Raw genomic sequence first — 12,580 nt, forward strand, 5'->3', positions numbered from 1 at the left:
CTGGGTTTACCAATGAACGTTGTTACTGTTACCGTTCGTTACATAGATCGATTGGTCTATCGAAACGGGGGTTGACATGGCGGGCGGGTACAGCGGGACGGGTCCACTACGAAAGTTGGGGACATGGTGCGCGCGGCATGCGTGGTGGATCGTCGCATTCTGGATCGCAGTTGTGGGAATGCTCAATATCGTTGTGCCTCAACTAGAGCAGACGGTGTCAGAGCGCTCGGCCCCCTTCCTGCCCGGCAACCTGCCGTCGGTGGACGCGCTGCGCGACATGTCCACCGACTTCGGTTCCCCGCCGTCGACCGCGGTCGGACATGTCGTACTCGCATCGGAGACCTCACTGGGCGAGGCCGAGGGCCAGTACTACAGCGAACTGGTGGACGCTCTCCTTGCCGACCGCACCGACGTGGCGTACATCCTCGACACCTACGGCAATCCGGTCACCCGCGACATCAGCGTGAGCCCGGACGGCAAGGCTCTGAACCTCATGGTGGTGGCCGAGGGTGACGTCGGCTCGACACGAGCGCACCACAGCACCCTTGGAATCCGCGAGATCATCGACTCCATCCCCAAACCTGCAGGGTTGCAAGCGTATTACACTGGCGCCTCCCCCACCCTTGCCGACCTGTTCTCGTCCATCGACTACTCGTTGCTGATCATCACCGCGGTCTCGGTGGTCCTCATCACCGCGCTTCTGCTCCTCGCCTACCGGTCCTTCGTCACCGCACTCATACCGCTGCTCACCATCGCGATCGCATTGGCCGCGGCCCGCCCGGTGGTGTCGGCGCTCGGGATGCACGACATGCTGCCCGTCTCCAACTTCACGATCGCATTGATGACCGCCATGGTCCTGGGCGCCGGCACCGACTACGCGATCTTTCTCGTCGCCGGATTTCACGATGCCCGCCGCGCGAAGCAGAATTCCGACGATGCGGTGGCCACCGCAAGTGCCAAGGTGTCCGGCATTCTCATCGCCTCCGCCCTGACGATCGCCGCCGCGGCCTGCGCGATGATCTTCACCCAGGTCGGTATGTTCAAGACGGCCGGTCCGCCGACTGCCATCGGCATCGGGATCACCCTGGCCGTGTCGCTGACGCTGACCCCGGCCTTACTTGCCATCGCCGGACGCCGCGGCCTGATCGAACCGAAACGATCCACCGAACGACGCTGGCGGCGTCTGGGTGCGCGCGTCATCCGCCGCGCCGGTCCACTGACCGCGCTGGCCCTGGCTTTTCTGCTGGGGATCTCGCTCCTGATACCGACATTCACGGTGAACTTCGACGAGAATGCAATGCAACTGCGAGATACCGGCTCGGCCAAAGGGTATGACGAGGTACTCGACCACTACGGCGTCAACGAGGTCCTTCCCGAATACCTGGTGATCCGCGCCGACCACGATCTACGCAACACCGGAGACCTGGCAGCGCTCGAGATGGCCGCGATGTCGGTGTCCAATCTCCCCGACATCGCCTACGTGAGGTCCATCACGCGTCCTGACGGAAAACCGTTACCGGAGGCCGCAATCGGCACGCAGACGAAGATCGTGGGCGACGGTCTCGGCGACGCTCACCGGCAACTGGTCGATGCGGCACCGGAACTGCGGCGGCTCGCCACCGGCGTCACACAACTGCGCGACGGCGCGGGCGAAGCCCAGGCCCGCATGCCTGAACTCGTCGCCGGCACTCAGCAGGTGGTCGGGATGGCCGATGGGGTATTGGCGGGATTGGAGACGGCCACTCGCATCGCGACCATCGCGTCGGACGGGCGCAGCACACTGCCCGACGGCATCGCACAGCTGTCGACGCTCACGGGCACGCTCGGCGCCCTGATCGAGTCGATCAACACCAGTGACGTGCAGACGGGCGCGGTGATCGGGCAGCTCGGCGCGGTCTTCGACCCGTTGCTCGAACCGTTGCCGGGCCCGGGCTGCGTCGCCGATCCGAATTGTCTTCGCGCGCGAACGGCCTTCGCCGAACTGGACAGGGCGACCGGTGGCAGGGCCGCCGCAGCCCTTCGGCAGAGCGCAGCCTTGGCGGGAGTCCCTGATGTGGTGTTGGCGAAGGCCCAGGCACTGTTGCCCGAACTCCAGACGGGGCTGGTGCAGCTGCAGTCGATGGTGGAGGGCCTCGGTGGGCGCACTCCGGAGCAACTACGCGCCGACCTGGACCGCCTGAGTTCCGGCGTCACCGAGTTGTCCACCGGCATGACCACGTTGGCCGACGGGCTACGACAGGTGAAGGACGGTACGGACACCACCGTCCGGCTCACCGGACAGCTGGCCGGCGGACTCGCGCAAGCATCTGACTATCTCGCCGAGATGAGCAAACACACCTCATACGGCCCCGGCGCCGGATTCTATCTGCCCGCGCAGGGCTTTTCCGATCCGAGGTTTGTCGAAGGCAGCAAACTCCTCATCTCCCCGAACGGCAAGACGGCTCGAATGCTCGTGGTACGCAGCATCAATCCGTACGGCGACGTCGCGTTGGACAACGTCGGCCTGATCACCGACGCCGCGCGAGCCGGGCTCAACGGGACGGTTCTCGCAGACGCGGAGGTGAGCAGCACTGGGCTGACGTCGCTGTCCGCGGACATGAACGAACAGGTCAAACGCGACTTCGCGTTGTTCGCTTCCGTCGCTGTGCTCGCGGTGTTCCTGATCCTGGCATTACTGTTGCGAAGCCTGCTGGCACCGGCGCTGCTGGTGGGCGCGGTGGTCCTGTCATTCGGAACGGCGATCGGCACGTCAATTCTGGTGTGGCAGCACATCATCGGAATCAACCTCGACTGGTCGGTGATGCCCATCTCGTTCATGGCACTGGTTGCGGTCGGAGCGGACTACAGCATGCTGTTCGCGTCCAAGATCCGCGATGAGTCGTCCCTGGGGATGCGTCGGGGAATCGTGCGGGCGTTCGGCACCACCGGCAGCGTCATCACGACGGCGGGAATCGTGTTCGCGATCACCATGTTCGCCCTGATGAGCGGGACCGTCGTAAATCTGCTGCAGATCGGTTTCACCGTCGGCGTCGGACTCTTGCTCGATGTGGCCATCGTCCGGACCGTCTTGGTCCCCGCTGCCATGTCATTGCTGGGCAACCGGGTGTGGTGGCCCTCGCGAGCGTGACAGGAACGAAAGCCTGAGGCGGGTGGGCTACTTCAGTATCAGGACAGCGACGACGAGAGCCAGCAATGCGACCAGGATCAGCCACTCCCATTTGTCGCCGCGACTCTTGCGCGGCGGCGGGATGTGGTCACTCGCGGCCTTCTTCGCTGCCTGCTGGGCACGGAAACCGGCCGTCCACGGTGGTGGCGGCGGAAAATCGCTCACTGTCTTCTACTCCTCGAACGCACTGCGTAAAACCTGCTCAGCTCTGAGCTTTTCGGTCAACGACCGATGCCGGGGTTCCGTTCCCCGCTACGGCGGCGGGGCGACCGAGATCACAGCCGAACGCACTCCAGCGCGTGTCAGTGCACTGAGGTTGCGGTGTCCAATACGTCACGGACGGCGGAGGCCACCGCGGTGAGGCGGCCCCTTTCCAGTTGCCAATCCTGGTCGAATGGTTGGCGACTCAGGAGCACCACCACGAACCGGCCGTCGTCACCGACGAGCCCCGCGCTGTGCAGGTAGCTCGTCTGATCGTCACAGCACATCCAGCCCTGCTTGGCGACGGCGATCCCGACCTGCCGTGGAGCAAGAAGCCCGAAGTCTTGCGCGAAGCCGTCGGCCGCGACGGGCGGCGCGGCGGCGAGAGCACCGATGATCAGATCTCGATCCATCCCCGGCATCGAGAGCACATGCCGATAGACCGTCGCGAGATCGGCAGCCGTGGTCGTCATCTGCCCCCAGTACGACGGGTCGACGGGCGCAGTCGTCCCGACCAACCCGAGTCGAGCACTTACGCGTGCCGCAGCACCTTGTCCATCGAATCTCTCCCACAATTGATTCATCGCAAGGTCATCGCTCGGCCCGAGGGCGCGCCGTAGCAACTCGAGGTCTGACTCCCCCACCACGAGGGCGTCGTCTCGCCGTCTGTCGATCACGTCCACGGTCACAACGAGTTTGGCGAGCGACGCAGCAAACATGGGCACGTGTGCAGGGGTGGTGGACGCACTCACCCCGGTCGTCGTGTCGAGCACCGCTGCCTCGAGGTCGATTCCACCCTCGGCGGTCGCGCTGGCCCGCGCCGCGGCGAGCGCTGCAAACGAGTCATCGGCTGACACAGGTCCTGATGGTGCCATCAAGAGAGAATTGGTGGGCACGGGGGCGGCGGCCCGTGCCGACCCGCACACGACAGCCCCGACCGACGCAGCAACGAGCATCTGCGCGGCGATCAGCGACGCCGCCACGACGGTGCGTAGGGGCGGTGCAGCGGGGGAAGATCGACCGAACATCGTAGGTCCAGCATCCGCCTGTCCGCTCCTTGCTGCCACTTCGCCGCCGGTGTACTTGACCACTACCGGGGACCGGGCTGCTCGGCAGGCCGCAGCGCCCACCCGGGAACCCAGTGCGTCACCTTCTCCTCGCGACCTTTTGCCGGGATCGTATAGGTCACCTTGCCGAACCACTCCCCCCATTCAGTCATGCCCCACTCGGTCAGGACCCCCAGCGTCTTCTTGCGAAATTGCAGTCCATCGGGGTGGTATGAGCCCGAATGGTGCGGCTGATAGGCGTAGAGCGTGATCAGGTCGACGGTCACCGCCATATGGCCTACGCGGACGAACGCCGGTCGTCGCGGTTGACCGCTGTCTCCACCGATGCTCGCCGTTTTCATCATTCGACCATACGTTCGAAGTACTGATAGTCTCAAGCGCGGCGGGGCGGCGATGCCTGCGGAGTCCGAATGGAGACGTGGAGACGCCGCTCTGCCTATCGACCTGGTCTTCTACCGACTGACCGCGGTGGTACGGAGAATCTCAGCGGGCAAACCAATCCCTACCCAGCCGGGGACCGAATGACTCGATGCCGGGGGACCCCCGACCCTCCCGGCACTACCGCCCCTCGGCCTTCGCTGGCCGGGGGGCGGTCATCTTGTTCCTGGTGCGCGAGGGGGGACTTGAACCCCCACGTCCTGAGACACTGGAACCTAAATCCAGCGCGTCTGCCAATTCCGCCACTCGCGCGTGTGCAGGGGACAGACTACCGGCTGACCAGCGAGTTGCGGCACTTAGGTACGGTCAAGACATGGCATCGAACAAGCAGCGGCACCGACCAGCACTCATCGCGCTGGTCATCGTCGCAGCTGTTGCCTGCCTGGCCATGGCCTGGTGGCAGCTCGACCGGTTCGAGTCCAGCGCGGGTACCGGGCAGAACCTCGGCTATGCACTGCAGTGGCCCGCGTTCGCGGCGTTCTTCGTCTACGCCTACCACAAGTTCGTCGTCCTCGAGGACAATCCGGACGAAGTCGAGAAGATGCATGCGGCGAACAACGGAATCAAAGAGATCCCCGCGGGCATCCTGCCGCCGCGGCCGAGTGCCGCGCCCACGCCGACGGTCGAGGACGGCACCACCGAAGGCGATCAGATCGCCGAATACAACCGGATCCTCGCCGAACTCGCAGAAGCGGACGCGGCCCGTCTGGCGCGACTGCAGGCCCAAGCGGCCCCATCCGACAATTCGCAACGGAGTAATCAGTGACCGAAACACCCGCCGAGTCGACCACCACCCCGAGGACGATCACCCCACCGAACAAGATCAAAGGGGCACTGCTGCGATATCGGGTGATGGCCTGGATCACCGGCCTGTGGCTGCTGCTGCTGGTTGCCGAGATGATCCTGCTCTACGGGTTCGACAACCACTCACTCGACTTCGTTCCGTTCGTGCACGGGTGGGTGTACTTCATCTACCTGATCATGGCGATCGACCTCGGCATCAAGGTCCGCTGGCCGATCGGCAAGGCGATCTTCACGCTGATCGCCGGAACAATCCCGTTCCTGTCGTTCTGGGTGGAACACAAACGCACCCAGGAGATCCGGGCGCAGTTCAGCCTCTGAACGCTACCGCGTCGCCAACTCGCGCAAGGCGGGCAACAGCTGCGCCAGTGCCCGCCCGCGGTGACTGAGCGCGTCCTTCTCGGCCCCCGACAACTCGGCCGAGGTGCGCCCCTCGCCTGCTGCGTCATCGGGTACGAAAACGGGGTCATAGCCGAACCCGTTGTCGCCGCGAGGTTCTGCGATGATCCTCCCCCGCCACTCTCCGCGGACAACGACCTCCGAGTCAGCCGTGACCAGCGCGCACGCAGAGACGAACGCGCCGCCACGCCGCTCCTCAGGTACATCTCTGAGTTGACCGAGCAGCAACGCAGTGTTGGCAGGATCATCACCATGCCGACCGGACCAGCGCGCCGAGAGCACCCCCGGCATGCCGTTCAGCGCATCCACCTCGAGGCCGGAATCATCGGCAACACATGGCAATCCGGTGGCGGCGTATGCGTCCCGGGCCTTCGCGAGGGCATTCTCCTCGAACGTGGCGCCGGTCTCCGGTGCCTCCTCGAACGGGGGCACCTCGTCGAGACCGATCACCTCGAGGCCCTCGATGCCTGCCTGCTCCACCACGCGCCGGAGCTCGGCCAACTTCTTGGCGTTGCGACTGGCAACCAGTAGACGACCACCCATCAGCTGCCGAATGCCTTGCGCTTGCCCGGGGTCTCGGCAACCGGTAGCTCACCCGGGTACGGAAGCGCCAACGCCGCACGCTGCACCTCGAAGAGTTGCTCGGTGCCCGCCATCGCCACGTCGAGCAACCGGTCCAGGGTCGACCGCGGGAAGGTCGCGCCCTCCCCCGTGCCCTGGATCTCGACAAGAGTTCCTGTGTCGGTGGCCACCACATTCATGTCCACCTCGGCACGAGAATCCTCTTCGTAGGGCAGGTCCAGGCGCACGCGACCGTCGACGACGCCAACGCTGACGGCGGAGATCATGCAGGAAATTGGCTGCGGGTCAGCGAGTTTGCCTGCGGCGTTCAGATAGGTCACCGCATCGGACAACGCAACGTAGGCGCCGGTGATGGCTGCGGTTCGTGTTCCACCGTCGGCCTGGAGCACGTCACAGTCGAGCGCGATCGTGTTCTCCCCCAACGCCGCGAGGTCGATGCAGGCACGCAGCGACCGACCGATGAGGCGGCTGATCTCCTGGGTGCGACCGCCGACCTTGCCCTTGACGGACTCGCGATCGGAACGGTCGTGGGTGGCGGCGGGCAACATCGCGTACTCCGCTGTGAGCCAGCCGAGTCCGGAGCCGCGGCGCCATCGGGGAACCCCCTCGGTGACACTCGCGGTGCACATCACTCGCGTCTGCCCGAATTCCACCAACACTGATCCGGCGGGGTGATTGGTGAATCCGCGGGTGATGGTGACCTTCCGCAGCTCGTCATCGACTCGGCCATCTACACGTCTACTCACACCGCCTACCCTATCGACTCTGGCCAGACCTGTGGTCGGGTGGCCGATACGCGGGTCGCCGGCGTCAGTCGATGTCGATCTGTTCGCCTTTACGGACGACCGTGATCGGGCCGTCGTACACCTCACGTGCTTCGGCGAGTACGTCATCGGGCCAGGTCCATGGCGGAAGGTGGGTCAGCGCAAGCTTCTTGACCCCCGCTTTGGCGGCGGCTTCGCCCGCTTCACGCCCGGACAAGTGCAGGTTCGGCGGCCGGTTGGCCGGATCGTGAGTCCACGATGCCTCGCACAAGAACACGTCAGCGCCCTCGGCCAGTTCGATCAGCTCATCGCACACACCGGTGTCCCCCGAGTACACGAGGACTTTCCCCCCGGGCGCGGTGATCCGAAATCCGAAGGTCGACGGCGGATGGTTGACCTTTCGCGCCAGGATCCTCATCCCGCCCAAGTCGATCTCTTGTCGGTCAGCCCATTCGCCCACCTCGAAGGTATCGGTGATGTCGTCGAGCTGACCCGCGTATTCCGACGACGCGGCGCCGATCCGCGCGGCGGTACCCGGAGGCCCGATGAGCGTGCCCTTGCCTGTCGCAGGCACCGGACTGTACCGGCGCCACACCAGCAAACCCGGGAGATCGAGGCAGTGATCGGCATGGAGGTGGCTGAGCACGATCGCCACGTCGTTCGGGTTCGCGTGCTGTTGCAGGGACCCGAGGACGCCCGGGCCGAAATCCATCACCACCGGCTGGTGCCCGGGCACGGTCAGGAGATACCCCGACGCCGGAGAGTCCGGGCCAGACAAACTGCCCGAACAACCCAGCACGGTCAAACGCATGCCGCCATGCTGCCACGCCTGAGGACCGTGGCGCCGCCGGACGGCAGATCAGGCGTGTTGAACTGCTCCGATGGCGGGTCCGAGGAACCTCGTCGCCAACCGCGCGAACGAGTCCGGGTCGCCGGTCGCCTGGAAGACGCGCTGCGCGGGCAGTTCCGATGGTTCGCGAAGCAGATCGTTCGCGGTGAGGACCCGTAGCACGTCCTTCGCCGTCTCCTCCGCACTCGACACCAGCGTCACGTCGTCGCCGACCGCCAACTGGATGACCCCGGACAACATCGGATAGTGGGTGCAGCCGAGGACGACGGTGTCGACCCGGGCGGCGGCCAACGGCTCGAGGTAGCCCTCCGCCAAGCCGAGAACCTGGCGACCGCTGGTGATGCCCCGCTCGACGAAGTCGACGAACCTCGGGCACGCAACGGACGTGATGACCGCGTTCTGCGCGGCGGCGAAGGAGTCCTCGTACGCCCGAGAGGCGATGGTCGCCTCGGTCCCGATCACTCCGATACGTCCCGACCTGGTCGCGGCCACAGCGCGGCGCACTGCCGGCAGGACCACCTCGATCACCGGAACCGGGTAGCGCTCACGCGCATCTCGCAGACACGCCGCCGACGCGGTGTTGCACGCGATCACCAGCGCCTTGACACCTCGCTCGACGAGTTCGTCGCCGATGGCGAGTGCGTGGGCCCGAATCTGCGGGATGGTCAGCGGCCCGTAAGGACCGTGCGCGGTATCGCCGATGTAGATGATGTTCTCGGCGGGCAGTTGGTCGATCACGGCGCGCGCCACCGTCAGGCCACCGACCCCGGAATCGAAGATCCCGATCGGTGCGTCCACATCTGTGATCACTGGGTCAGTGCCTTCTTCTCGTCGCGCTTGCGATCCTTCTTCGACAGGTACCAGGCGGCCAGGACGCCTCCGATCGCACCGAACAGGTGCCCTTGCCAGGAGACCCGGCCGTCTGTGGGGACCACGCCCCACAGCACACCTCCGTAGATCATGAAGACCACGACACCGAGGAGGACCTGCCAGATGTCGCGATTGAACAGCCCGCGCACCAGGATGTAGGTGAGCCAGCCGAAGATGATGCCGGACGCTCCGACGGTCACGGTGTACGGCGGCGCGAACATCCAGACGCCGAGGCCCGACACGACCCACACGATGGCCGTCGTGATGATGAAACGCCTCGCCATCAGGACCAGGAAACCCAGCACCATCCCGGGAAGTGTGTTGGCCGCCAGGTGTTCCCAGTCGGCGTGCAGAAACGGCGAGAAGAAGATGCCGGTGAGTCCGTCGGCCTCCCGCGGTTCGATACCCGCACTGTCGAGGTCGTGTTTACTGACGGCGTCGATCGCCTCGACGACGTAGAGGAGCGCAGTCAGGACGGCGATGGTGACGGCCGAGCGCGCCCACAGCGGCCACGACGTCCGCGCAGGCGCAGGGGGTCCGGCGGACGGCAGTCCACCGCCGTAAGAGCCGAGCGATCCGGTCATGGGTCTCCGATCAGATATCGCCGCGACCGTCAGGCCCAGAGCTGGCCCTCGAGATCGTCACTTGCCTTGTCGAGGCTACCTTCGTACGCCCCCGTGGACAGATACTTCCATCCGGCGTCGCAGACGACAAAGGCGATATCGGCGCGCTGACCAGCGGACATCGCCTTGCGAGCGACACCGAGGGCGGCGTGGACGATCGCACCCGTCGAGACCCCGGCGAAGATGCCCTCGGTGTCGATCAGCTCACGCATCCGGCGGACCGCGTTGCGGCCCTCCACGGAGTACCGCATGGTCAGGATCGACTCGTCGTACAACTCGGGAACGAAGCCCTCGTCGATGTTGCGCAGTCCGTACACCTCTTCGCCGTAACGAGGTTCGGCCGCGACGATCTGGATCTGCGGCCGCTGCTCACGGAGAAACCTGCCGGCACCCATCAGGGTCCCGGTGGTGCCTAGCCCTGCCACGAAGTGGGTGATCTCCGGTAGGTCTTCGAGCAGTTCGGGGCCGGTGCTCTCGTAGTGCGCCAGCGCATTCGAGGGATTCCCGTACTGGTAGAGCATCACCCAGTCGGGGTTGGCCGCGGCCAACTCCTTGGCCATGGCGACCGCCTTGTTCGACCCACCGACCGCGGGCGAGGAGATGATCTCGGCGCCGTACATCGTCAGCAGCTGTCGCCGTTCGACCGACGTGTTCTCAGGCATCACGCAGATGACCCTGTAGCCCTTGAGTTTTGCGGCCATCGCCAGCGAGATCCCGGTGTTGCCGCTGGTCGGTTCCAGGATGGTCGCGCCCGGCGTCAACAACCCGTCCGCCTCGGCCTGCTCGATCATCCGCAATGCCGGACGATCCTTGATGGAACCGGTGGGATTGCGATCTTCGAGTTTGGCCCACAACCGTACGGCGGGGCCGTCATCAGTGTCACGCCAGCGCGGTGACAACCGTTGCAGACCGATCAGCGGGGTGTGGCCGACCGACTCGATCAGCGATTCGTAGCGTGGCATGGACTGCTGGTCTCAGCCGCCGGCGACGGCAGGCAGAATCGTGACCTCGTCGCCGTCGGCAACGGCGGTGTCGAGTCCGCCGGAGAACCGGACGTCCTCGTCGTTGACATAGACGTTGACGAATCGGTGTAGCTTTCCGGAAGCGATGAGGCGGTCCTTGAGCCCGCCGTGGCTCGCATCGAGATTGTCGATCAGTTCGGCCACCGTCGCACCGGTGGATTCGACGCGCTTGTTCCCGTCGGTGTATGTCCGCAGGATCGTGGGGATGGAAACGGTTACCGCCATGGCGAACTCCTAGTTGATGTCGATCTCTTCTTCGGTGACCACTCCGTCGGCGATCCGGTAACTGCGGATCTCCTCGGTGTCGGGATCTCGGGTGGAGATCAAGACGTAGTGTGCGTTCGGTTCGGAGGCGTACGAGACATCGGTACGGCTCGGGTACGCTTCGGTCCCAGTGTGAGAGTGATAGATCACCACCGGTTCCTCAGCCGCTCTCTCCATCTCGCGCCACACCTTGAGCTGCTCGCCGGAGTCGAACCGGTAGAAGGTCGGTGAGCGTTCTGCGTTGACCATCGCGATGAACCGCTCCGGCCGATCCGAACCCTCCGGGCCCGCGATCACACCGCAGGCTTCGTCGGGATGGTCCGTACGAGCATGCGCGACCATCGAGTCGACCAGCGAACGGCTGATGGTGAGCACTGCTACCTCCGTAGTCGGTTCGGTGTAGGGCTACGTCGATGACGGGGCTCGTGACTCAAACGCTGATGGCAACGTCTGCCGGTAGGTCGGTATTCCGGCGACAGGAGCTGCCGCGATCACGGCTGTGACGATGGCCCGTTGCACGACGGTCGCCGCGGCCTCTCCGATTGCGGCGACGAGGGCGACATTCGGGTTCATGCCTCTCGGGATGACCGGGGTCTCTCGCGGTGTCGGGTTCACCGAACCGGTGGCGACCGCGAAGAGCGTGTCGCCGTCGAGCGGCGAATGTGCCGGACGGATGGCGCGGGCGAGCCCGTCATGAGCGGTCATCGCGACCCGCTGGGTTGATGCCGGGTCGAGGTCGGCGTCGGTTGCCACCACCCCGATCGTGGTGTTGAGCGGACTCGACTTCGCGGTCAGTTCTGACAGAGCGGCGGTCTCGACGTCCGAGGGCTTGCGCAGTCCGAAGTAGTCGAGCTCGATCGGCAGCGCACCCCAGGGCAATCCGCTGGCGGGGTCGATCACCGCCCCGACGGGGTTCGCGACGACCAGGGCGCCGACCGTGATCCCCGTCGCCGGACCCGAGGTGAACGTGATGCTCGCCGACCCGACACCGCCCTTGAGCGCACCCGCCCGTGCGCCGGTCCCCGCACCGACCGATCCCAGTTCCACGCCCGGGCCGGCCGCCTGCGCCGCGAGCCTACCGAAGTCGCGGTCGGGTCTGGCCGTCCATCTCCCGACCGCGAGATCGAAGATCACCGCAGCCGGGACGATGGGTACCACCGACCCACGGGTGTCCATGGCCAGACCGAGGCCGGCATCCTCCAGGTGGGTCATCACCCCGTCGGCTGCTGCCAGTCCGTACGCGCTACCGCCACTGAGCACGATCGCGTGCGCCGTCTGCACCGTGTTCGCGGGATCGAGCAGGTCGGTCTCCCGGGTGCCCGGTCCCCCGCCCCGCACGTCGACTGCCGCAACCGCACCGTCGGGAAGCAACACAACCGTGGTGCCCGTCGCCCAACCTTCGCCCGCCACGTCGTCTGTGCCCACCCGGACCTCGTCGTCGAGGCGATGATGGTGCCCGACCTGCACCCCTGCGACGTCGGTGATCGAATCGGATGCGCCGGGAATCACTTGTGGTGCCCTACCCTTCGAAGA

15 protein-coding genes and 1 tRNA gene are annotated in these 12,580 nt (G+C 65.6%); 3 read left to right on the top strand and 13 right to left on the bottom strand.

Features of this window, described 5'->3' with window-relative positions; translation table 11 throughout:
* The first annotated feature begins 214 nt into the window (after window positions 1-214).
* Window positions 215-3,127: an MMPL family transporter gene (locus J3S28_RS08400; protein WP_307796957.1), complete on the top strand. Its 2,913-nt coding sequence runs from the start codon at window positions 215-217 to the stop codon at window positions 3,125-3,127.
* Between the two features lie 27 nt (window positions 3,128-3,154).
* On the opposite strand, the gene J3S28_RS08405 is transcribed toward J3S28_RS08400, so the two are convergent.
* From J3S28_RS08405 to J3S28_RS08420, 4 genes are all read right to left on the bottom strand, one after another.
* Window positions 3,155-3,331 carry a hypothetical protein gene (locus tag J3S28_RS08405; RefSeq protein ID WP_207839424.1) on the bottom strand — a complete coding sequence of 59 codons (177 nt, stop codon included), beginning with the start codon at window positions 3,329-3,331 and terminating at the stop codon, window positions 3,155-3,157.
* A 137-nt stretch (window positions 3,332-3,468) separates the two neighbouring features.
* The gene (locus J3S28_RS08410) at window positions 3,469-4,395 is read right to left on the bottom strand and encodes a serine hydrolase family protein (protein WP_207839425.1); all 927 of its coding nucleotides are present in this window, start codon (window positions 4,393-4,395) and stop codon (window positions 3,469-3,471) included.
* Window positions 4,396-4,457: 62 nt separating this feature from the next.
* The gene (locus tag J3S28_RS08415) at window positions 4,458-4,775 is read right to left on the bottom strand and encodes a hypothetical protein (RefSeq protein WP_207839426.1); all 318 of its coding nucleotides are present in this window, start codon (window positions 4,773-4,775) and stop codon (window positions 4,458-4,460) included.
* 264 nt (window positions 4,776-5,039) lie between these two features.
* A tRNA-Leu gene (locus J3S28_RS08420) sits at window positions 5,040-5,124 on the bottom strand.
* A 61-nt stretch (window positions 5,125-5,185) separates the two neighbouring features.
* Here J3S28_RS08420 and J3S28_RS08425 point away from each other — a divergent pair.
* Both J3S28_RS08425 and J3S28_RS08430 read left to right on the top strand, forming a co-directional pair.
* The gene (locus tag J3S28_RS08425; RefSeq protein ID WP_207839428.1) at window positions 5,186-5,638 is read left to right on the top strand and encodes a transcriptional regulator; all 453 of its coding nucleotides are present in this window, start codon (window positions 5,186-5,188) and stop codon (window positions 5,636-5,638) included.
* Window positions 5,635-5,994 carry a DUF3817 domain-containing protein gene (locus J3S28_RS08430; protein ID WP_084834383.1) on the top strand — a complete coding sequence of 120 codons (360 nt, stop codon included), beginning with the start codon at window positions 5,635-5,637 and terminating at the stop codon, window positions 5,992-5,994. Before J3S28_RS08425 ends, J3S28_RS08430 begins: the two co-directional genes overlap by 4 nt.
* A gap of 3 nt (window positions 5,995-5,997) precedes the next feature.
* Here J3S28_RS08430 and rdgB read toward each other — a convergent pair whose 3' ends face one another.
* The 9 genes from rdgB to J3S28_RS08475 form a co-directional block, all read right to left on the bottom strand.
* Complete coding sequence (rdgB, locus tag J3S28_RS08435) at window positions 5,998-6,615, bottom strand: RdgB/HAM1 family non-canonical purine NTP pyrophosphatase (RefSeq protein ID WP_207839430.1); 618 nt, start codon at window positions 6,613-6,615, stop codon at window positions 5,998-6,000.
* Window positions 6,615-7,400 carry a ribonuclease PH gene (gene rph / locus J3S28_RS08440; RefSeq protein WP_084891940.1) on the bottom strand — a complete coding sequence of 262 codons (786 nt, stop codon included), beginning with the start codon at window positions 7,398-7,400 and terminating at the stop codon, window positions 6,615-6,617. Before rph ends, rdgB begins: the two co-directional genes overlap by 1 nt.
* A gap of 64 nt (window positions 7,401-7,464) precedes the next feature.
* Entirely contained in the window at window positions 7,465-8,229 is a 765-nt protein-coding gene (locus J3S28_RS08445; RefSeq protein WP_207839431.1) for a cyclic nucleotide-degrading phosphodiesterase, read from the bottom strand.
* A gap of 48 nt (window positions 8,230-8,277) precedes the next feature.
* Window positions 8,278-9,078, bottom strand: coding sequence for a glutamate racemase (murI, locus tag J3S28_RS08450; RefSeq protein WP_372435961.1), 801 nt, complete (start codon window positions 9,076-9,078; stop codon window positions 8,278-8,280).
* A complete protein-coding gene (locus tag J3S28_RS08455) occupies window positions 9,075-9,722 on the bottom strand; it encodes a rhomboid family protein (protein ID WP_207839432.1) in 648 nt (215 codons plus the stop codon). Before J3S28_RS08455 ends, murI begins: the two co-directional genes overlap by 4 nt.
* Window positions 9,723-9,751: 29 nt before the next feature.
* Window positions 9,752-10,723 (bottom strand): PLP-dependent cysteine synthase family protein, encoded by a 972-nt coding sequence (locus J3S28_RS08460; RefSeq protein WP_207839433.1) that lies wholly within the window; start codon window positions 10,721-10,723, stop codon window positions 9,752-9,754.
* A gap of 12 nt (window positions 10,724-10,735) precedes the next feature.
* Window positions 10,736-11,008 carry a MoaD/ThiS family protein gene (locus tag J3S28_RS08465; RefSeq protein WP_084834378.1) on the bottom strand — a complete coding sequence of 91 codons (273 nt, stop codon included), beginning with the start codon at window positions 11,006-11,008 and terminating at the stop codon, window positions 10,736-10,738.
* Between the two features lie 9 nt (window positions 11,009-11,017).
* Entirely contained in the window at window positions 11,018-11,422 is a 405-nt protein-coding gene (locus J3S28_RS08470) for a M67 family metallopeptidase (RefSeq protein WP_207839434.1), read from the bottom strand.
* Between the two features lie 30 nt (window positions 11,423-11,452).
* Window positions 11,453-12,556, bottom strand: a complete 1,104-nt coding sequence (locus tag J3S28_RS08475; RefSeq protein ID WP_207839435.1) for a P1 family peptidase — start codon at window positions 12,554-12,556, stop codon at window positions 11,453-11,455.
* Window positions 12,557-12,580: the final 24 nt, after the last annotated feature.

The organism is Williamsia soli (genome assembly GCF_017377795.1).
GTDB lineage: Bacteria > Actinomycetota > Actinomycetes > Mycobacteriales > Mycobacteriaceae > Williamsia > Williamsia soli.

Bases quoted from the DNA above. Each gene is read 5' to 3' on its own strand.
- J3S28_RS08410 (WP_207839425.1), bottom strand. From the start codon at position 4,395: ATGTTCGGTCGATCTTCCCCCGCTGCACCGCCCCTACGCACCGTCGTG.
- J3S28_RS08415 (WP_207839426.1), bottom strand. From the start codon at position 4,775: ATGAAAACGGCGAGCATCGGTGGAGACAGCGGTCAACCGCGACGACCG.
- J3S28_RS08425 (WP_207839428.1), top strand. From the start codon at position 5,186: ATGGCATCGAACAAGCAGCGGCACCGACCAGCACTCATCGCGCTGGTC.
- rdgB (WP_207839430.1), bottom strand. From the start codon at position 6,615: ATGGGTGGTCGTCTACTGGTTGCCAGTCGCAACGCCAAGAAGTTGGCC.
- J3S28_RS08445 (WP_207839431.1), bottom strand. From the start codon at position 8,229: ATGCGTTTGACCGTGCTGGGTTGTTCGGGCAGTTTGTCTGGCCCGGAC.
- J3S28_RS08455 (WP_207839432.1), bottom strand. From the start codon at position 9,722: ATGACCGGATCGCTCGGCTCTTACGGCGGTGGACTGCCGTCCGCCGGA.
- J3S28_RS08460 (WP_207839433.1), bottom strand. From the start codon at position 10,723: ATGCCACGCTACGAATCGCTGATCGAGTCGGTCGGCCACACCCCGCTG.
- J3S28_RS08465 (WP_084834378.1), bottom strand. From the start codon at position 11,008: ATGGCGGTAACCGTTTCCATCCCCACGATCCTGCGGACATACACCGAC.